Raw genomic sequence first — 18,912 nt, forward strand, 5'->3', positions numbered from 1 at the left:
GCGGGGATCGCACGGGCCGCGTCGTTACGGCCACTACTGGGTGGTAGGTGCTTGTGCGCCGATTCACACAGTACCTACGTGCGAGGCATGTGCCTGCGTCACACCGCCTGCGACGCCACGTACGCACCGCGCTTCTCGATCGCCATCTGGTACAGGCGTCCTGCGCGGTACGAGGAGCGGACCAGCGGGCCCGACATGACGCCGGAGAAGCCGATCTGCTCGGCCTCCTCCTTCAGCTCCACGAACTCGGCGGGCTTCACCCAGCGCTCGACGGGGTGGTGCCGCGGGGTGGGGCGCAGGTACTGGGTGATCGTGACGAGCTCCGTGCCCGCCTCGTGCAGCTGGCGCAGCGCCTCGCTGACCTCTTCGCGGGTCTCGCCCATGCCGAGGATCAGGTTGGACTTGGTCACCAGGCCGGCCTCGCGGGCCTTCGTGATGACCTCGAGGGAGCGCTCGTACCGGAAGCCGGGGCGGATCCGCTTGAAGATGCGCGGCACCGTCTCGACGTTGTGCCCGAGGACCTCGGGCTCGGACGAGAAGACCTCGGCCAGCTGGTCGGGGTCGGCGTTGAAGTCCGGGATGAGCAGCTCGACCTTGGTGTAGCCCTCGGCGCGCTCGGCCGTCATCGCGTGGATCTGGCGGACCGTCTCCGCGTAGAGCCAGGCGCCGCCGTCCTCCAGGTCGTCGCGGGCGACGCCGGTGATCGTGGCGTAGTTCAGGTCCATCGTGACGACGGACTCGCCGACGCGGCGCGGCTCGTCGCGGTCGAGGGCCTGCGGCTTGCCGGTGTCGATCTGGCAGAAGTCGCAGCGCCGGGTGCACTGGTCACCGCCGATGAGGAACGTGGCCTCGCGGTCTTCCCAGCATTCGTAGATGTTCGGACAGCCCGCCTCCTGACAGACCGTGTGCAGGCCCTCGGTCTTCACGAGCTTCTGCAGGGCGTTGTACTCGGGGCCCATTTTCGCCCGGGTCTTGATCCACTCGGGCTTGCGCTCGATGGGGGTCTGGGCGTTCCGGACCTCCAGGCGCAGCATCTTGCGTCCGTCGGGTGCGACTGCGGACACATCGGCTCCCTGTAGCTTCGATTCTTCGGCGCACACCAGGGTACGCCCGTGATGTCGTTGGGCTTACTTCTGGCCAACCTCTGGCCAAGGGGGTGCATTCCCGATGCGGTTCCCCGGCCCGGTGTCGGCCTACGCGGAGGCGGGCTCCACGGCGGGTTCCGCCGCACGCTGCACCTCGCGCGGCTTCAGCTCCGCGTTCTCCAGTACGTCGCGCAGATGCCGCTCCGCGACCGGCAGCACATCGGCGATGGTGATCTCGCGGTCCAGCTCGTACGAGAGGGACGTCACGCCCGCGTCGCGGATGCCGCACGGGATGATCCGGTCGAACCAGGTGTTGTCCGGGTTCACGTTCAGCGCGAAGCCGTGCATCGTCACGCCCTTGGCGACGCGGATGCCGATCGCCGCGATCTTCCGGTCCTCACGGCGCTGGCCCGCGTTCGAGGGCGCGTACTCGGGACCGTTGAACCGTGCGTCGAATTCGTCGTCCTGCAGCCGCGGGTCGAAGTCGAGGGAGAGCCCGCCGAGCGCGGGGCGCTGCTCCACCGGGTCGCCGAGGACCCAGACGCCGCTGCGGCCCTCGATGCGTGTGGTCTCCAGGCCGAACTCCGCACAGGTGCGGATGAGCGCCTCTTCCAGGCGGCGCACGTGCGCCACGACGTCCACCGGGCGCGGCAGCTTCTGGATGGGGTAGCCCACCAGCTGGCCCGGGCCGTGCCAGGTGATCTTGCCGCCGCGGTCCACGTCGACGACGGGGGTGCCGTCCAGCGGGCGCTCGCTGTCCGCGGTGCGGCGGCCCGCGGTGTAGACAGGCGGGTGCTCCAGGAGGAGACAGGTGTCGGGGATCTCGTCGGCGAAGCGGGCGGCGTGCACACGGCGCTGCTCGTCCCACGCCTCTTGGTACTCCACGGAGTCCGGCCCAAAACCCAGCCGGACGAACCGAAACTCACTCACGGCAGGTGCCTCCCTGAACGTTCACCGTGCACATATCGCGCCCCTGCCACTGTACGGGCCACCTCCGGCGGCAACCTCGGCCCGGGTTCCTCACACGATCGGATGAAAGGCCCCGCAAGGTGCGTACACCGGCTGCCACGGCCGCTACATTCACGCCGTTCACGAGGCCATAAGGGCTGCTCAAGGCAGGCCCGAAAGGCAGGAGACCGCACAGCCGATGACGGAACGACCCCCGCAGCGCACCCCGAACCGCCAGCTAGCCGCGCTCATCTCGGAAGCCGGATTCTCCAATGCGGGCCTCGCCCGCCGCGTCGACCAGCTGGGCCTCGAACACGGCCTGGACCTGCGGTACGACAAGACGTCCGTGACCCGCTGGCTCCGCGGCCAGCAGCCCAGAGGCACCACGCCCGCGCTGATCGCCGAGGTCTTCACGAGACGGCTCGGACGGCGCCTGTCCGCCCAGGACCTCGGGCTCGACGCGTGCGCCCCGGTCTACGCGGGGCTGGAGTTCGCGGCCACCCCCGAGGAGGCCGTCGACATCGTCGGCGGGCTGTGGCGCAAGGACTCGGGGAGCCACGCGGAGCTCCGGAAGATCGCGTTCACCCCGGCCGGGCTCGTGGTGCCGAGCCGGGACTGGCTGATCGGCCGCGCCGACGAACGCGTCGGCCGCGGGGACGTCGACCCGCATCAGGCCCGCGTCCCCGTGCAGGGCCGCCCCGCCGTGCCACGGCAGCGGCAGGGCCCCGAGCGCGGCCCCGGCCTGCGGGTCAGCAACGGCGACATCGCGGCGCTGCGCTCCGTGGGCGAACTGTTCCGCGCCCTCGACCACGCGTACGGTGGCGGGCACGCCCGACAGGCCCTCGTCCGCTATCTGGAGCACGAGGCCGAGCCGATGCTCCGCGGTGTCTACGGAGAGCAGGCGGGCCGCAGGCTCTTCGCGGCCGCCGCCGATCTGACCCGCCTCGCGGGCTGGACCTCGTACGACATCGCGGCCCACGGCCTCGCCCAGCGGTACTACGTCCAGGCGCTGCGCCTCGCACAGGCGGCGGGCGACCGGGCGTACGGCTCGTACGTCCTGGTCACGATGAGCCGCCAGGCCGTCTACCTCGGCCACGGACGCGAGGCCGTGCAGCTCGCGCGGGTGGCCCAGCAGGGCGTCGGCTCCGCGGCGCCGCACGTCGTGCAGTCCCTGCTGTACGCGGCGGAGGCGCGGGGCCACGGAGTGCTGGGCGAGGTGCGGGCCTGCACGGCGGCGCTCGTGCGGGCCGAGCGGTCGCTCGAGGCGGCGCGGCCCGGCGACGACGTGCCGCACTGGGCGCGGTTCTTCGACGAGGCACAGCTGGCGGACGAGTTCGGGCACAGCTACCGCGACCTGCAGCAGTACCGCGCCGCGGCCCAGCACGCCGAGCGCTCGCTCCAGCTGCGCGCCCCCGGCTTCGCGCGCAGCAGGCTCTTCTGCCGGGTGGTGCTCGCCACCGCGCGGCTCGGCCTCGGCGAGCTGGAGACGGCCTGCCAGCTGGGCTCGGAGGCGGCGCAGGCGGCGGGCGAGATGCGGTCCGCGCGGGCGTACGAATACGTGCGCGAGTTCGAGCGCCGCCTGGAGCCCTACCGGGACGCGGCGCCCGTGCGCGGGTATCGCGACAGGGTCGCCGCGCTCGGCTGAAACCCTGCCGCCCACCACGGCCGGGGTCGCTCACTTCAGCTCGCTTCAGCTCACCTGAGGCGAGCGACCTCGGCGGGGCTCAACGCCTCGTCCCACGTCACCAGTTCGTCCAGGTCGCCCCGCAGACCCGCCTTCTCCGTGCCGATGGAGCGCAGGGGGAGGGGGACCGAGGCCGCGACCGACCCCACCCGCTCCCCGTCGGCGTACAGCGTCGTGCTGCCCGGCGTGGCCACCCAGGTCAGCCGGGTCCAGCGGTCCAGCGGCAGCGTGTGGTCGAAGCTGAAGTCCGTGTCGCCGTACCGCGTGAAGCCGACCTTGCCCGTGCCGTGCTGCATCAGTTTCAGGGCGCCCGTCTTCGAGCTGAGCAGGACCTGGTCGGCGGTGCGTGCGCCGGCGCGGACGCGGACCGAGACGGTCCACGGTTCGGCGACGTCCAGGCCGCCGAAGCCCACGCCGTCCCGGTCGGAGTCGAAGCGCCAGGCCTGACCGCGCGGGCCCGGCACCGGTGTCGGGTTGTCGATGATGTACGACGTGCCGTGCAGGCCACCGGCCCGGTCCTCGGCGAGGATCGTGTTGCCGGGGCTGCCCGCGTACGTCCAGCCGCTCGGGTACGCCGCGTCGTCGAAGGTCCAGTGGTGGCTGGGCCGGTCCGTCACGCGGGGCGGGACGGGTGCGGGGGTGACGCCGGGAGGATCGCCGATGCGGGCGGCGCGGGCCCGGAAGTCCGCGAGTGCGTCCGGCGTCGCGGACCCGTTCCACGCGCGGTCGGCGAGGATCGCGCGGGCACCCGCCATGTGCTGTTCGAAGTAGCGGTCGTCGGCCCAGAAGTTGTAGTCCGCCCAGTTCGTGACGCCGGAGCCGAGCATGTCGGGGCTGGTGCTCGGCGCCCAACTCCCGTACATCCAGGGCTCGTCCGGGTACAGGTGGTGGTAGTTGTTCGGGGTGGTGTAGAACGGGCCGATCGCGATCTCGTCGTGGCCGGGGATCTCCGGCTCGGCGCCCGTGCCCTCCCAGGTGAGGAAGACGACCGGGGCGTGCACCCTCTGCCGGGGCGCGGGCAGGTGCTCGGAGCCGTTGTAGACGGCGGTGCGCTTGCCGTGCGAAGTGACCACGTCGTCCAGTGAGTTGATGTACCGGTTGAGGAGATCGCCGAGCGTGGAGACGTCGGGCGAGGACGCCAGGTACTCCTTCACGCGCGGGCACTGCGCGAGCTGCCCCGGCACCTCCTCCGCGCCGATGGAGAAGAGCGGCGCGTCGAACCAGCCGGCGAACTCGTCGACGATCTCCTTCGACTTCGCCAGCGCCTTGTCGCTGGTCATGTCGACGATCCAGTCGGGCGTGAGGTGCGAGTGCGTGTGCGCGCCCGTGCAGGGGGACGGGCCCGAGCCGAAGCCGATGCCGAAGGCCCGGCTGACCGCGGTGGCGTGACCGGGCAGTTCGAGCCCCGGCATCAGCTGTACGTGGTGGCGCGCGGCGAAGGCCTTGAGGTGTTCGATGTCGGCGCGGCTGTAGCTGTGCTCCGGGTCGGCGAGGCCGGGGAACCTGGGGCTGTGGAGGCGGAAACCCTCCGACTCGGAGAGGTGCAGCAGGAGGGTGTTGAGCTTCTGGTCGCCCATCCGCCGGATGAGGTTCTCCAGGTACGGGATCCGCCAGTACTTGCGGCCCGCGTCGAGGTGCACCATGCGGATCGCCTGCGTGGGGCGGTCGGTGGCGGTGGCGCGGGGCACCTGGCGGTGGTCGTCGGCCGTGGCGCGCAGGAGCTGGAGGAGGGTGCGGGTGCCGTAGAAGAGGCCGTGTGTGGAGGCGGCCTCCACCCGGACGGGGCCTCTGCTGTCGAAGCGGTACCCCTCCGCGCCCTGCGCCCCCTCACCGGTGAGTGTGAGCACGATGTCTCCGGGGGCCGGGCGGCGGGCGTCGGAGATGTGCGGGGTGACGCCGGTGACCTGGCCGATCTCCGTGCGCAGCTGTGTGGCCAGTCGGCGTACGGACTGCCGTGCCGGGCCCGGGAGTTCGGCGCGCCCGGCGGGCAGCGCGGTGGCGGACGCGGTGCGCGGGTCGACGAGGATGCGGGTTGCGCGCGTGAGGGCGGTGCGGCCGCCGTGCGTGGTCCAGTCGGTGGGGCGGGGGACGACGGAGGGCGGTGCGGCGGCACCGGACGGCTCCTCGCGGGGAGCGTCGGCTTGGGCGGAGGGCAAGGCCAGAGCTCCCATGACTAGGCCGAGGGCGAGCGATATCACCGGCAAGGTACGACGCACTGCTGTCCTCCCGCTGCTGGGCGATCCGGCAGGACCGTAGCCGCGTACCACCGCAGTGGCAAGGGGAGTTGCAGGGTTCGGAGGACAGCGGGAAGCCCCCGTGTGGGGGCACGGGGGCTTCCGGGGGAGCGGGACAATAGATCGGAGGGGTCAGGCCGCGGCGGGCAGGGTCTCCCGGGCGTACGAGGGCGCGATGCCGAAGTCCGTGAGGACGGCGTGGGCCGCGCGCCGCCCGGAGTGCAGGGCGCCCTGCACCGTGCTGGTGTCGCGGTGGTCCCCGCAGACGTAGAGCCCGGAGAGCAGCCGCACGGGCCGCCGGACGTCGTGCGGCGGTGGCATCGCGGGCACGGCCTCCCGGGTGTGGTGGACGGCGAGGCGCTCCCAGCGGTCGGTCGGCGTGCCGTACAGCGCGGCGAGGTGCGCGCGGACGGCGGACTCCTCGGGCGGCGGGCCGAGGACGGTCGAGGAGACCAGGACGCGGCCCGCGGGCGCGCGCGACGGGTCGACCTGGCTGATGACCGCGGTGTGCGCGACCGGGCCCGCGCGGTCCGCGTCCAGGAGCAGCGCGGGGCCGTCGAGCGGCGGTTCGGGTACGGCGTGGTGGACGACCGTCACCTCGTGGAACGGGGGGACGCGCAGGCCGGGCAGGAGTTCGGCGGCGGCGCGCGCGTCGGTGGCGAGGAGGACGGCGCGGCAGGTGAACGTGCCGTGTTCGGCGGTCCCGACCGAGCTCGTGGAGACCGAGGTGACGCGGACGCCGGTGCGGACCACGCCGGGCGGCAGGGCGGCCGCGAGGTGTTCGGGCAGGGCTTCGGCGCCGCCCTCGGGCAGGCAGAGGCGGCCGCGCGCGAAGGCGTGCAGGGCGAGGTCGGCGCACCGGCTCGACGTGGTCAGGCCGGGGTCGCAGAGCAGCGCGGAGAGCAGGGGGCGCAGGAAGCCCTCGATGGTGCGTGCGGGCAGTCCGCGTGCGGAGAGGGCGTCGGCCGCCGGGAGTTCGGGTCGGCCGAGGAGGCGGTCGACGGGCGTCGCGGCGATCCGGGCCAGCGCCGAGCCGAGCCGTGCCTGGTCGAGCGGGGTGCCGAGCGGGGCGGAGCGTGCGGGGGCGCCGGAGCCGGTCCGCGCGGGAGTCCGCGCGGCCAGCGGCGCGAGGGGGGCGCTCGCAAGGGCGCGCGCTGCGGTGAGTGCGCCCCTCGCGCTCCGTGTCGGCAGGCGCTCGGCCGCCCGGTGGTGGCGGCCGTCGCTGTGCACCAGAATGCCCGGCGCGAAGGGGCGCAGCACGAGCGAGTCGAGCCCCGGGGTGCGGCGCAGCTCCGGATACGAGGTGGTGAGGAGCTGGCCGATCCGATCGAGCCGGAACCCGTCGACCTTCTCCGTCGACATCCGGCCGCCGACGCACTCGGCGGCCTCCAGGACGACGGTACTCACACCGGCGCTGGTCAGCCGGTGCGCTGCCGAAAGGCCCGCGGCCCCGGCTCCCACGATGACGACGTCCGCATGGTGCGCATGCTCTGGCACGTGCCCCTCCCGAGGTCGCGCGGCTGATGGGGTGCTGATGCCCCCAACAGGGCTCCGGAATACCCGCGTCGGTCACGAGGGTAGGAGCGGTTCCGGTCAGCGGCAGTCGCGCATGCACCGGGCACGGTCGCACGAAGGTCGCACGCCGCCGGGGGCCTCGGAGGCTCGGCCCACCCCGCCCCGCCTCACCGCAGCGCCGCCCTGATCGCCTCGTCGATGCCGGGGTACGCGAACGAGAAGCCCGAGTCCAGGAGCCGGGTCGGCAGCACCCGTTGGCTGCCGAGCACGTCCCCCGCCATCTCGCCGAGCACCAGACGCAGCGCGGGTGCGGGCGCGGGCAGGAGTGCGGGCCGGCGCAGGACGCGCCCCATCGCGGCCGTGATCTCGCGGTTGGTGAGGGGGTCGGGTGCCGTCAGGTTGAAGGGCCCGGACAGCGTCTCCGTGGCGATGAGGTGGCGCAGGGCGGCCACCTCGTCGTGCAGCGCGATGTAGCTCCAGTACTGCCTGCCGTTGCCGAGGCGGCCGCCGAGCCCCGCCTTGAACAGCGGGAACATACGGCCCCAGGCGCCGCCCTCGCGGCCGATCACCAGACCGTTGCGGGCGAGGACCGTGCGGATGCCCGCGTCCCGTGCGGCGGCCACCGAGTCCTCCCACTCCACGCACAGTTCGGGCAGGAAACCGTGGCCAGCCGGAGCGCTCTCGTCGACCGCGCGCAGACCGGTGTCCCCGTAGTAACCGATCGCGCTGGAGTTGACGAACACCCGCGGCGGCTCGTCGAGCGACGCCACGGCGGCGGCGAGTGCCCTGGTGCCCAGCACCCTGCTGTCCCGCAGCTCCCGCTTGTAGGCGTCCGTCCAGCGGTGGTCGCCGATGCCCGCGCCCGCCAGGTTGACCACGGCGGTGCAGCCCGCGAGCCCGGCCGTGTCGACGTACCCCTCCTTGGGATCCCAGCGCACCTCGTCCCCGCCCCGTGGCGCCCTGCGCACCAGCCGTACCACCTCGTGCCCGTCGGCGGCCAGGGAGCGGGTGAGCGCCGTACCGATGAGTCCGGAGGCGCCGGCCACGGCGACGCGCGACTGTGTGGAGTCCATGGCTCCCATCCTGCCCCGCGGAACCGGGAACGCGCCTGCTCCGTGGACACGGGCGGGGCGCGCGCCCCGGCGGCCGTACAGTGGCGCCATGCCGGACATGCACATACGTACCGCACGGCCCGAGGACGACGACGCGCTCGCCCGTCTCGACCGCGCCACCTGGTCCACGCTCCACGCGGTCCAGCCCCGCCCCCAGCCGCCCTACGACCCCTTCTTCAACGACCGCTTCGGTCCCCGCGACCACCTGGTCGCCGAGGCGGACGGGCGCATCGTCGGTTACGTGAAGCTCGGCTACCCCACCCCTCTGCTCGCCAACGCGCACGTGCGCCAGATCCAGGGCTTCGTCGTCGCCGAGGAGACGCGCGGCCGGGGCGTCGGCAGGCGGCTGATCAGGGCGGCGATGGACGAGGCCCGCCGCCAGGGCGCGACCCGGATCACCCTGCGCGTGCTCGGCCACAACGCTCCGGCCCGCAAGCTCTACGAGGCGGAGGGCTTCGTCATCGAGGGCGTGCTGCCCGGCGAGTTCCTGCTGGACGGCGCGTACGTCGACGACGTCCTCATGGGACGGCCTCTCTGACCGGCACCTGATGTGCATGACCCGCCGCGTCCGTGGCACCTGACGGACCGGCCCGGCGTGCGGGGGCGTCGTGCCCGTAGGAGCGTGAAGAAATGATCAGGGCTGAGGCCAGACGGCGCGAGGCGGACCAGCGCGACTGGCTGCTGCGCGGCACGCCACCCCCGCCCTGGGTGCGCTGGCCGCCGCCGCTTCTCCTGCTGGCGATCACCTTCGTCCAGCTGGCGACCCCCAAGACGCTGGACCTCAGCTTCCTGATCGCGGCCGTCCCGCCGCTCGCCGCCCTGTCGTACGGGCCCGCCCTGACCGCACTCGTCGGCGCCGTCGTCCTCGCGCTGCTCTCCCTGCCGGTCTTCGACCTCGGCCATCCCGGCAACAGCGACGAGCTGACGATCAGCTTCATCGCGCTGCTCAGCGTGCTCTTCGCCTGGGTGCGCAGCCGCCGAGAGGCACAGCTCGTCACGGTGCGCACGGTCGCGGAGGCGGCCCAGCTAGCGGTCCTGCCGCCGCTGCAGGAGCAGGTCGGCAGGGTGCGGTGCGCGGGCCTGTACGAGGCGGCGCAGCACGAGACGCTGGTGGGCGGCGACTTCTTCGACGTCCGCAGGGGGCCCGCCGGAGTGCGCGCCCTCATCGGCGACGTCCAGGGGCACGGGCTCGCGGCCGTCGGCACGGTCGCCGCGCTGCTCGGGGCGTTCCGTGAGGCGGTCCTCGACCAGGCGGACCTGGAGGGGGTCGCCGGCCAGCTGGACCGCAGGCTCGTCGTGGACTCGGCGGGTCAGGAGCACACGGAGCTGTTCGCCACGGCGGTGCTCCTGGAGTTCCCCGACGACGCCTCCGTCGTCCGCGTCGTCTCCTGCGGCCACCCGCAGCCCCTGCTGCTCCGCGGCACCGAGGTCACCGAGCTGGACGTGCCGTCCGGGGCGCCGCTCGGCCTCGGCATCGCCGGGCTCACCCCGCCCGAGGGCCTCACGGTCCCGCTGCTCGAAGGCGACCTGCTGTTCGGCCTGACCGACGGGGTGTGCGAGGCGCGGGACGCGTCCGGCACGTTCTACCCGCTGATCGAGCGCCTCACCGGGATGCTCAAGGCGGAGACGGCGCCACAGGACCCGGAGGGGCTCGCCGAGCGCGTGTGGGCGGACGTGCTCGACTACGCGGGGCGGGTACGGGACGACGTGACGCTGATGGTGTTCGCGCCGGGCCCGCTCGCGAAGGCGGAGCGGCAGCCCGCCCGGCGGCCGGAACCGGGGGCGTCGAACGCCGCGTAGGGCAGGCTCTCAGCCCGCCCCGCCGCCCATGAGCCCCCGCAGGCACCGCGCCGCGAGCTCCGCGGGGGAGTCCGGTCCCGTGACGTCCGCGTCCGTCTCCGCCCAGGTCTCCAGGGCGAGCCGGATCGCGTCCGTCGCCGCCGCGGCGGCCAGCCGGACCTCGAGGGGCTGTGCGCCGGCGCCCAAGAGCTCCGCCACGACCGGGCGCAGCTTCTCCTCGGACTCCTGGTTCACGCGGTACCAGACCGCCCGCAGCGCCGGGTCGGCGGCGGCGGCGCGGAGCAGCCCGCGGGTCTGCCGCAGCCCGTCCGCCGCCGCCTCGTCCGGCACGGCGAGCGCCTCGGAGATCGCGCTCCGCAGTGCGTCGGGGAGCGGCGCGCCGGGGTCGGCCGAGGCGAGGAGCGCGCGCCAGCGGTCGCCGCCGACGGCGAGCAGCGGGCCCACCGCGTCCTGCTTGCTGCGGAAGTAGCGGTAGAACGTGCGCAGCGCGACCCCGGCCCGGCCCGCGATGGCCTCGGCCGTGGTGTCGTCGGTCCCGTGCGCGGTGAAGAGCTCGGCCGCGGCACGGGCGATCTCCAGCTGGGTCGCCAGCTTGCGGCGCTCCGTGAGGGAGAGGGGCGGGGTGCTCATGCGAGGCAGCCTACGTCGAACACGACAAGGTGGCATGACGAGGCAATGTGGCACAACGTGCCATCCGGGCGTACCGTGAACGCAGAGAGCGCGACACGCCGCCGCGCACCACCCGAGAGATCCGGAGACCGCGATGACCGCCACGGCCACCCACCAGACCCTGAACCGCTACGAAGGCCGCCGCGCCCTGGTCACCGGTGGCGGCTCCGGCATCGGCCAGGCGACCGTGCTGCGGATGCTCGCCGAGGGCGGCCGCGTCGTCGCCGCCGACGTCAGCGAGGACGGGCTGCGCGACACCGCGGCCAAGGCGGGCGCCCACGCGGAGCGCCTGACCACCGTCGTCGTGAACGTCGCGGACGAGGCCTCGGTCCGCGCGGGCGTCACCGCGGCCACCGCCGCGCTCGGCGGCCTCGACGTCCTCGTGAACGCCGCGGGCATCCTGCGCTCCTCGCACACCCACGAGACCACCCTCGACGCCTTCAACCAGGTCATGGCCGTCAACCTCACCGGCACCTTCCTGATGATCCGCGAGGCGATCCCGGCGCTCCTGGGCGGCAACGGCCCCGCCGTCGTCAACTTCAGCTCGACGTCCGCGATGTTCGCCCACCCGTACATGGCGGCGTACGCGGCGAGCAAGGGCGGCATCCAGTCCATGACGCACGCCCTCGCCGCCGAGTACGGCAAGCAGGGCATCCGGTTCACCGCCGTGCAGCCCGGCTCCATCTCCTCCGGGATGACCGACGGCTCGGGCGCCAGCAGGCAGAGCGTCGGCCCCGGCCTGCCCGCGGACGCCGACATGAGCCTGTTCGTGAAGCTCGCGCCCGCCCTCGGCCAGGGCTTCGCGGGCCCCGAGACCGTCGCCTCCGTCGTCGCCATGCTCGCCTCGGACGACGGCCGCTTCATCACCGGCACCGAGGTCCGCGTCGACGGCGGCACCCACTTCTGAGCCGGCGGCCGTCAGCGCACCGGCAGCAGCCTGTTGATGGTCGGCGCGATGTCTTCGAGGTCGAGCACGAAGTCCGGGAAGCCCGTGTCGACCGCGGCCTTGGGCATGCCGTGGAACTCGGCGGACACCGGGTCCTGCACGATGACCGTGCCGCCCTGCGCCTTGACCTGCGCCACGCCCAGGGCGCCGTCGCTGTCGGCGCCGGTGAGCACGCAGGCGATGATCCGCGGCCCGAACGCCCGCACCGCCGACTCGAAGAGGGGGTCGGCCGCCGGACGCGCGAAGTTGACCCGGCCCGCCCGGCTCAGCGAGAGCTCCTTCGGGTTCTTCACACACAGGTGGTGGTCGGGCGGCGCGATGTACACCGTCCCCGCCCTGAGGCTCTCACCGTCCTCCGCCAGCTTCACGTCGAGCTGGGTCGCGCGGGACAGGATCGCGGCGATGTGGCTCTCGCGCGACCGCCTGAGGTGCTGGGCCGCGAGGACGGGCACGGGGAGCGAGTCCTCCAGTCCGGACAGGAGAGTGGTCAGGGCGCCGATGCCGCCGGCCGACGCGGCGACGAGCACGACTTCGGCCCGCTCAGGGGCCTGACTGTGTGGGCTTGCAGACACTCTGTCAGCCTATCCCGTCAGTCCTCCATGAAGCGGGCCCAGAGCTTCGGGTAGCGGCGCGCCAGCAACGACTCGTCCTCGAAGTCCAGCGGCGTGCCCTCGGGTTCCGCCGGTGCGGGGGCGACACCGAGCTCCGGCGCGACGACGCCGGTGAGCTGCTCGTACGCCTCGTCGGCGGCGTAACCCAGCTCCTCGCCGTCGCCGTCGAGCTCCTCGTCGAACTCGTCCAGGAGGTCGGCGAGCGCGTCCGGGTCGTGCACCGCCCCCTCGAAGACCTCCCGCCCCTGGCCGATCAGCCAGCACCGGAACCAGTCGAAGGCGTCGTCGCTCGCGCCGCCGAGCAGCACCCAGGCCGCGCCCCACAGGTCCCAACGGTAGGCGCGGTTGTAGCGGGCCTCGAAGTGGCGGGCGAAGTCGAGGACGGAGTCCGGGTCGGACTGCAGCAGTCTCTCGACGAGCAGCTCGGCGTGGTCCTCGGGGTCGCCGCCGGCGGCCTCGCGGGTACGGTCCACGATCTCCCAGAACTCCGTCTCGTCCATCACGGGTCCAGCATCGGTCCTCGGGAGTGGGGGCGCACGCGGAGTGCGCCGGAATGCGGCTGTCTCGTTATGCGTGCACATGCCCTTGGAAAAGGCGACAGGGGTTGTCGGCTTTTGGTGGAAGCCTCAAGGACATGGAGACCACCCAGAACCTGACCGGAAAGATCGCCCTCGTCGCGGGCGCCACCCGCGGCGCGGGCCGCGCCATGGCGGTGGAGCTCGGCCGCGCCGGAGCCACCGTCTACGTCACGGGCCGCACCACCCGCACACACACCAGCGAGATCGGCCGCGACACCGAGACCATCGAGGAGACCGCCGAACTCGTCGACGCCGCGGGCGGCCACGGCATCGCCGTCCCCACCGACCACCTGGAACCCGGGCAGGTGGCCGCCCTCGTCGAGCGGATCGACCGCGAGCAGGGCCGCCTGGACATCCTCGTCAACGACATCTGGGGCGGCGACGTCCACGTCGAGTGGGACAAGAAGATGTGGGAGCACGACCTCGACAAGGGGCTGCGCATCCTGCGCCTCGGCATCGAGACCCACATCGTCACCAGCCACCACGCGCTGCCGCTGCTCACCAGGAACCCCGGCGGCCTCGTCGTCGAGGTCACCGACGGGACCGCCGAGTACAACGGCCCCAACTACCGCAAGCCCTTCTTCTACGACCTCGCCAAGGCGGCCCCGCTGCGCATGGCGCGCGACCTCGCCGAGGAGGTCGAGGAGTACGGCTGCACGGCCCTCTGCCTGACGCCCGGCTGGCTGCGCTCGGAGTTCATGCTCGACACCGCCTTCAAGGTGACCGAGGAGAACTGGCAGGACGGTTGTGCGCAGAACCCGCACTTCGCGATCTCCGAGACGCCGGCCTTCGTGGGCCGCGCCCTGGTCGCACTCGCCGCCGACCCCGACGTCAAGCGCTGGAACGGCGCCTCGCTCTCCAGCGGCGGCCTCGCCAAGGAGTACGGCTTCACGGACGTGGACGGCTCCGCGCCGGACGCCTGGCGCTACATCGCGGAGGTGGAACAGGCGGGCAAGGAGGCGGACGTCACCGGCTACCGGTAGAGCTCGGCGGTCCGCGCGGCGGCGTCCGCGAACCGCGCGCGCAGCCCCGCGGGCGCCACCACCTCGACCTCCGGGCCGAGCGACAGGAGCTGCGTGTACGCCACGTCCTCGTTCTCCACGGGCAGCGTCACCGTCACCCGGCCCGACGCGTCCGGCTCGCCCGCCGTCCCCATCGCCTCCCGTGCGACGACGCGGTCGGTGGCGTGCGGCAGCTGCCGCACGCCCGCCTCCGTGAGCCGCACCACGGCCTCGGACCGCAGGATCGCCCGCGCGAACTGCTCGGCCCGCTCGTCCCAGAACCCCGGCAGGTCGAACTCCTCGTCCCGTGCGAACCGCTCGTCGCCCGCCACGACCGAGGTGAACCGGTCGATCCGGTACACCCGGTACGCCCCCGAGTCGGGCACCCGCGCACACACGTACCAGACCCCGGCCTTCAGGACGAGCCCGTACGGCTCCAACTCCCGCTCCACCTCGGTGTCCTGGCGGCAGTAGCGGGCGCTCACCCGCCGGTCGTCCCAGACCGCGTCCGCCACGGCGGGCAGCAGCTCGGGGGCGGGCGTCTCCCTGAACCAGCCCGGCGCGTCCAGGTGGAACCGCTGCGAGGCGCTCTGCGAGGCGTCCCGCAGCGACGGCATGAGCGCCGCCGACACCTTCAGACGGGCCGCCGACGCCGCGTCCGCGAGCCCCATCTCCCGCAGCGCGCCCGGCACCCCGGACAGGAACAGCGCCTCCGCCTCGCTGCGGCCGAGCCCCGTGAGGCGGGTGCGGTAGCCGCCGATCAGCCGGTAGCCGCCGGTGCGGCCCCGGTCCGCGTACACGGGAACGCCCGCCTCCGACAGCGCCTGCGCGTCGCGCGTGATCGTCCGCTCGGAGACCTCCAGCTCGGCGGCGAGCTCGGCGGCGGTCATGGAGGGCCGGGCCTGGAGCAGCAGAACCATCTTGATGAGCCGGGCAGCGCGCATGGCCCCCATCATGCCGCGCCCCCGAAGGGGCGCGGGGACGGCGATACGACAGATGCGGGCCCCCACCCCAAGGGCAGAGGACCCGCACCCGCATCGAGCCGAAGGCTTACAGGCCGTACTTGGCCCGCGCCTCCTTCACCGCCGAGGCCGGCACCTCGCCGCGGCGGGCGAGCTGCGCCAGCGCGGCCACGACGATCGACTCCGCGTCGATGCCGAAGTGACGGCGGGCCGCGTCACGCGTGTCGGACAGACCGAAGCCGTCCGCACCGAGCGAGGAGTAGTCCTGCTCGACCCACTGCGCGATCTGGTCGGGGACCTGACGCATGTAGTCGGAGACGGCGAGGACCGGACCCTGGGCGCCGTCGAGCGCCGTACGGATGTACGGGACGCGCTCCTCGCCGCGCAGGAGGGCCTCGTCGGCCTCCAGCGCGTCGCGGCGCAGCTCCGTCCACGAGGTCGCGGACCACACGTCGGCGGCCACGCCCCACTCCTCGGCGAGCATCTTCTGCGCGGCGAGGGTCCAGTGGATGGCCGTACCCGAACCGAGCAGCTGGATGCGCGAGGCGTTGGCCGCGGGGGAGAGGCCCGCGGACTCCGCCGTGTTGAAGCGGTACAGGCCCTTGATGATGCCCTCGTCGACGCCCGAGGGCTTCGCGGGCTGCGGCATGGGCTCGTTGTAGACGGTGAGGTAGTAGAAGACGTTCTGGTCTTCGCCCTCGTGGGCCTCGCCGTACATGCGGCGCAGACCCTCCTTGACGATCGCGGCGATCTCGAACGCGAACGCCGGGTCGTACGACAGCGCGGCCGGGTTGGTCGCGGCGATCACCGGCGAGTGGCCGTCGGCGTGCTGGAGGCCCTCGCCCGTCAGCGTCGTGCGACCGGCGGTGGCGCCGACGAGGAAGCCGCGGCCGAGCTGGTCGCCGAGCTGCCACATCTGGTCGGCCGTGCGCTGCCAGCCGAACATCGAGTAGAAGATGTAGAACGGGATCATCGCTTCGCCGTGCGTGGCGTACGCGGTGGACGCGGCGATGAAGTCCGCCATCGAACCGGCCTCGGTGATCCCCTCGTTGAGGATCTGGCCGTCCTTGGCTTCCTTGTAGTACATCAGCTGGTCGCGGTCGACCGGCTCGTACGTCTGGCCCTTCGGCGAGTAGATGCCGAGCGACGGGAAGAGCGACTCCATGCCGAAGGTGCGCGCCTCGTCGGGGACGATCGGCACCCAGCGCTTGCCGGACGTCTTGTCGCGTACGAGGTCCTTGACCAGGCGTACGAACGCCATGGTCGTCGCCACCGACTGCGAACCGGAGCCCTTGTCGAACGAGGTGAACGCCTTGTCGGCCGGGGCGGGCAGCGGCGCGAGCGGCTGCGTGCGACGGGCCGGGGCCGGACCGCCGAGCGCCGCGCGGCGCTCCTGGAGGTAGCGGACCTCGGGGGAGTCGGCGCCGGGGTGGCCGTAGGGCACCTGGCCGTCGACGAAGTCGCTGTCCGGGATCGGGAGACCGAGCAGGTCGCGCATGTCCTTGAACTCGTCCACCGTCAGCTTCTTCATCTGGTGGTTGGCGTTCTTGGACTCGAAGCCCTTGCCGAGGGTGAAGCCCTTGACCGTCTGCGCGAGGATCACGGTCGGCGCGCCCTTGTGGGTGAGCGCCGCACGGTAGGCCGCGTAGACCTTGCGGGCCTCGTGGCCGCCGCGCGAGAGGTGGAAGCACTCGCTGATCTTGTCGTCACTGAGCAGCTTGCCCAGCTCGACGAGCGCGGGCTCGGCACCGAAGAAGTGCTCGCGGATGTAGGCGGCGTCACGCGTCGCGTACGTCTGGAACTGCGCGTCCGGCACCTCGCGGAGGCGGCGGACCAGGGCGCCGGTGGTGTCGAGCTGGAAGAGCTCGTCCCAGGCGTTGCCCCACATGATCTTGATGACGTTCCAGCCGGCGCCGCGGAACTGGGCCTCCAGCTCCTGGACCACGCGGAAGTTGGCGCGGACCGGGCCGTCGAGGCGCTGCAGGTTGCAGTTGATGACGTACGTGAGGTTGTCGAGACCCTCACGCGCGGCCAGTGCGAGGGCCGCCGTCGACTCGGGCTCGTCCATCTCGCCGTCACCGAGGAACGCCCACACGTGCGAGGCGGAGACGTCCTTGATGCCGCGGTTGGTGAGGTACCGGTTGAAGCGCGCCTGGTAGATGGCGGAGAGCGGACCGAGCCCCATGGAGACGGTCGGGAACTCCCACAGCCAGGGCAGGCGGCGCGGGTGCGGGTAGGAGGGCAGGCCGTTGCCGCCCGCCTCCTGCCGGAAGTTGTCGAGCTGCGCCTCGTTCAGGCGGCCGTCGAGGAAGGCGCGGGCGTAGATGCCGGGGGAGGCGTGGCCCTGGATGTACAGCTGGTCGCCGGAACCATCCCCCTCCTTGCCCTTGAAGAAGTGGTTGAAGCCGGTCTCGTACAGCCAGGCCGCGGACGCGAAGGTCGCGATGTGGCCGCCGACGCCGTGCTTGGAGCCGCGCGTGACCATGGCGGCCGCGTTCCAGCGGTTCCACGCCGTGATCTTCCGCTCCATCTCCTCGTCACCGTCGATGGACGGCTCGGCGGAGGTGGGGATGGTGTTGACGTAGTCGGTCTCAAGGAGCTTGGGCAGCGCCAGGCCCGCGCCCTCGGCGCGCTCCAGCGTGCGCCGCATCAGGTATGCGGCTCGGTGCGGCCCGGCCGCCTGAGTAACGGCGTCCAGGGAGGCCTGCCATTCGGCGGTCTCCTCGGGGTCGCGGTCCGGGAGCTGGTCGAGCTCGCTCGGCTGGATTGCGGAGGGGTCGGTCATGTCGCCGCCTTCCTGAGTCGGAGGGGGTCCCCTGTTCGGTAAGGGGTGGGGGTGCCCGATGTCTTGGCAGGACAGGGCGTGAAGCTCTGGTCTGAGCCCGTCGGAGACTGTAACTCCGTGATCGATGATCGATCAAAGGGTTGAAGGAGAAAACCTCTCTACATGGAGAAAGTAGGCATCCGGTGCCAGCAAAGCGGGCACGCGGTGCCTTCGATTTGAAGGGTTTACGCAGGTGAGAGCACGTTTGGACTCAAGTCACCACGGATGAGCGCGGGTGTCACGGACGCGGCGCGCACCCCAGGACGTGGGACTTGACCAGGTCGGCGATGGCCGGGTCGCGGCGCCGGAAGGCGGAGACCAGGGCCTCGTGCTCCTCCGCGTACGACTGCTGGACCGTGCCGAGCCAGCGGATGGAGAGCGCCGTGAAGACCTCGATGCCAAGGCCCTCCCAGGTGTGCAGGAGGACGGAGTTGTCCGCCGCGCGCACCAGCTCGCGGTGGAAACCGACGGTGTGCCGCACCTGGGCCGTGCCGTCCGAGGCCCGGTCCGCCTCGTACAGGGCCGAGACGTGGGGCTCCAGGGCCGAGCAGTCCTCGGCGAGCCGCTCGGCCGCCAGCTCGGCGGCGATGGCCTCCAGACCCGCACGGACCGGGTAGCTCTCCTCCAGGTCGGCGGCCGTCAAGTTGCGTACGCGTACGCCCTTGTTGGGCGCCGACTCGATCAGCCGGAGCGTCTCCAGCTCGCGCAGCGCCTCACGGACGGGGGTCTGCGAGACCTCCAGCTCCACCGCGATCCGGCGCTCCACGATGCGCTCACCCGGCTTCCAGCGCCCGCTGACGATCCCCTCCACGATGTGCTCGCGGATCTGTTCGCGCAGCGAGTGAACGACGGGCGCGGTCATGTGGGCTCCTCCGGCGGGGGCAGCGCCCCAGGGCGTTGTGACCCCTAGACAATACGGCGACGCCCCCGTCCGGAAACCTCC

Annotated in this window: 16 protein-coding genes; 5 read left to right on the forward strand and 11 right to left on the reverse strand. The window is 72.6% G+C overall.

The annotated features are described in order from the left end of the window. Nucleotides 1-98 precede the first annotated feature (98 nt). Together DEJ48_RS28290 and lipB are read right to left on the reverse strand one after the other, a co-directional pair. Nucleotides 99-1,064: a lipoyl synthase gene (locus DEJ48_RS28290; RefSeq protein WP_150219043.1), complete on the reverse strand. Its 966-nt coding sequence runs from the start codon at nt 1,062-1,064 to the stop codon at nt 99-101. A gap of 129 nt (nt 1,065-1,193) precedes the next feature. Next, on the reverse strand, nt 1,194-2,015 hold the full coding sequence (gene lipB, locus DEJ48_RS28295) for a lipoyl(octanoyl) transferase LipB (RefSeq protein ID WP_150219044.1): 822 nt from the start codon (nt 2,013-2,015) through the stop codon (nt 1,194-1,196). A 217-nt stretch (nt 2,016-2,232) separates the two neighbouring features. Between lipB and DEJ48_RS28300 the strand changes: the two genes are divergently transcribed. Continuing rightward, on the forward strand, nt 2,233-3,678 hold the full coding sequence (locus tag DEJ48_RS28300) for a regulator (RefSeq protein WP_150219045.1): 1,446 nt from the start codon (nt 2,233-2,235) through the stop codon (nt 3,676-3,678). A gap of 50 nt (nt 3,679-3,728) precedes the next feature. Here the strand turns inward: DEJ48_RS28300 and DEJ48_RS28305 are convergent, their stop codons facing one another. The 3 genes from DEJ48_RS28305 to DEJ48_RS28315 all read right to left on the reverse strand — a co-directional run bounded on the left by DEJ48_RS28305 (nt 3,729) and on the right by DEJ48_RS28315 (nt 8,539). Continuing rightward, entirely contained in the window at nt 3,729-5,873 is a 2,145-nt protein-coding gene (locus DEJ48_RS28305; protein ID WP_223832235.1) for a family 20 glycosylhydrolase, read from the reverse strand. Nucleotides 5,874-6,083: 210 nt separating this feature from the next. Further along, nucleotides 6,084-7,448, reverse strand: a complete 1,365-nt coding sequence (locus tag DEJ48_RS28310) for an NAD(P)/FAD-dependent oxidoreductase (protein ID WP_150219046.1) — start codon at nt 7,446-7,448, stop codon at nt 6,084-6,086. Nucleotides 7,449-7,633: 185 nt separating this feature from the next. Beyond that, a complete protein-coding gene (locus DEJ48_RS28315; protein WP_150219047.1) occupies nt 7,634-8,539 on the reverse strand; it encodes a TIGR01777 family oxidoreductase in 906 nt (301 codons plus the stop codon). An 88-nt stretch (nt 8,540-8,627) separates the two neighbouring features. On the opposite strand from DEJ48_RS28315, the gene DEJ48_RS28320 reads away from it, so the two are divergent. Both DEJ48_RS28320 and DEJ48_RS28325 read left to right on the forward strand, forming a co-directional pair. Continuing rightward, nucleotides 8,628-9,116, forward strand: coding sequence for a GNAT family N-acetyltransferase (locus DEJ48_RS28320; RefSeq protein WP_150219048.1), 489 nt, complete (start codon nt 8,628-8,630; stop codon nt 9,114-9,116). Between the two features lie 92 nt (nt 9,117-9,208). Beyond that, nucleotides 9,209-10,378, forward strand: coding sequence for a PP2C family protein-serine/threonine phosphatase (locus DEJ48_RS28325; protein WP_150219049.1), 1,170 nt, complete (start codon nt 9,209-9,211; stop codon nt 10,376-10,378). A 9-nt stretch (nt 10,379-10,387) separates the two neighbouring features. On the opposite strand, the gene DEJ48_RS28330 is transcribed toward DEJ48_RS28325, so the two are convergent. Further along, a complete protein-coding gene (locus tag DEJ48_RS28330; protein WP_150219050.1) occupies nt 10,388-11,008 on the reverse strand; it encodes a TetR family transcriptional regulator in 621 nt (206 codons plus the stop codon). Nucleotides 11,009-11,141: 133 nt separating this feature from the next. Here DEJ48_RS28330 and DEJ48_RS28335 point away from each other — a divergent pair, with 133 nt between their 5' ends. Next, the gene (locus tag DEJ48_RS28335) at nt 11,142-11,954 is read left to right on the forward strand and encodes an SDR family NAD(P)-dependent oxidoreductase (RefSeq protein ID WP_150219051.1); all 813 of its coding nucleotides are present in this window, start codon (nt 11,142-11,144) and stop codon (nt 11,952-11,954) included. An 11-nt stretch (nt 11,955-11,965) separates the two neighbouring features. On the opposite strand, the gene DEJ48_RS28340 is transcribed toward DEJ48_RS28335, so the two are convergent. Together DEJ48_RS28340 and DEJ48_RS28345 are read right to left on the reverse strand one after the other, a co-directional pair. Further along, nucleotides 11,966-12,565 carry a chemotaxis protein CheB gene (locus tag DEJ48_RS28340; RefSeq protein ID WP_223832236.1) on the reverse strand — a complete coding sequence of 200 codons (600 nt, stop codon included), beginning with the start codon at nt 12,563-12,565 and terminating at the stop codon, nt 11,966-11,968. A 17-nt stretch (nt 12,566-12,582) separates the two neighbouring features. Further along, on the reverse strand, nt 12,583-13,104 hold the full coding sequence (locus tag DEJ48_RS28345) for a DUF4240 domain-containing protein (protein ID WP_190538064.1): 522 nt from the start codon (nt 13,102-13,104) through the stop codon (nt 12,583-12,585). Between the two features lie 134 nt (nt 13,105-13,238). On the opposite strand from DEJ48_RS28345, the gene DEJ48_RS28350 reads away from it, so the two are divergent. Further along, the gene (locus DEJ48_RS28350) at nt 13,239-14,165 is read left to right on the forward strand and encodes an SDR family oxidoreductase (protein WP_150219053.1); all 927 of its coding nucleotides are present in this window, start codon (nt 13,239-13,241) and stop codon (nt 14,163-14,165) included. Here DEJ48_RS28350 and DEJ48_RS28355 read toward each other — a convergent pair. From DEJ48_RS28355 to DEJ48_RS28365, 3 genes are all read right to left on the reverse strand, one after another. Then, a complete protein-coding gene (locus DEJ48_RS28355) occupies nt 14,156-15,127 on the reverse strand; it encodes a helix-turn-helix transcriptional regulator (RefSeq protein WP_150219054.1) in 972 nt (323 codons plus the stop codon). The two genes, DEJ48_RS28350 and DEJ48_RS28355, sit on opposite strands and share 10 nt — an antisense overlap. Before the next feature lie 106 nt (nt 15,128-15,233). Then, nucleotides 15,234-17,930: a pyruvate dehydrogenase (acetyl-transferring), homodimeric type gene (gene aceE, locus DEJ48_RS28360; RefSeq protein WP_150219055.1), complete on the reverse strand. Its 2,697-nt coding sequence runs from the start codon at nt 17,928-17,930 to the stop codon at nt 15,234-15,236. A gap of 277 nt (nt 17,931-18,207) precedes the next feature. Beyond that, entirely contained in the window at nt 18,208-18,831 is a 624-nt protein-coding gene (locus tag DEJ48_RS28365) for a GntR family transcriptional regulator (RefSeq protein ID WP_150219056.1), read from the reverse strand. Between the last annotated feature and the right edge of the window lie 81 nt (nt 18,832-18,912).

Origin of the sequence: Streptomyces venezuelae (assembly GCF_008642315.1) — a bacterium.
Lineage (GTDB): Bacteria > Actinomycetota > Actinomycetes > Streptomycetales > Streptomycetaceae > Streptomyces > Streptomyces venezuelae_D.

Excerpts from the sequence above, each read along its gene's own strand:
- DEJ48_RS28355 (WP_150219054.1), bottom strand. The coding sequence starts at position 15,127 with ATGCGCGCTGCCCGGCTCATCAAGATGGTTCTGCTGCTCCAGGCCCGG.
- DEJ48_RS28320 (WP_150219048.1), top strand. The coding sequence starts at position 8,628 with ATGCCGGACATGCACATACGTACCGCACGGCCCGAGGACGACGACGCG.
- DEJ48_RS28330 (WP_150219050.1), bottom strand. The coding sequence starts at position 11,008 with ATGAGCACCCCGCCCCTCTCCCTCACGGAGCGCCGCAAGCTGGCGACC.
- DEJ48_RS28300 (WP_150219045.1), top strand. The coding sequence starts at position 2,233 with ATGACGGAACGACCCCCGCAGCGCACCCCGAACCGCCAGCTAGCCGCG.
- DEJ48_RS28335 (WP_150219051.1), top strand. The coding sequence starts at position 11,142 with ATGACCGCCACGGCCACCCACCAGACCCTGAACCGCTACGAAGGCCGC.
- DEJ48_RS28365 (WP_150219056.1), bottom strand. The coding sequence starts at position 18,831 with ATGACCGCGCCCGTCGTTCACTCGCTGCGCGAACAGATCCGCGAGCAC.
- aceE (WP_150219055.1), bottom strand. The coding sequence starts at position 17,930 with ATGACCGACCCCTCCGCAATCCAGCCGAGCGAGCTCGACCAGCTCCCG.
- DEJ48_RS28345 (WP_190538064.1), bottom strand. The coding sequence starts at position 13,104 with ATGGACGAGACGGAGTTCTGGGAGATCGTGGACCGTACCCGCGAGGCC.
- DEJ48_RS28325 (WP_150219049.1), top strand. The coding sequence starts at position 9,209 with ATGATCAGGGCTGAGGCCAGACGGCGCGAGGCGGACCAGCGCGACTGG.
- DEJ48_RS28350 (WP_150219053.1), top strand. The coding sequence starts at position 13,239 with ATGGAGACCACCCAGAACCTGACCGGAAAGATCGCCCTCGTCGCGGGC.
- DEJ48_RS28315 (WP_150219047.1), bottom strand. The coding sequence starts at position 8,539 with ATGGACTCCACACAGTCGCGCGTCGCCGTGGCCGGCGCCTCCGGACTC.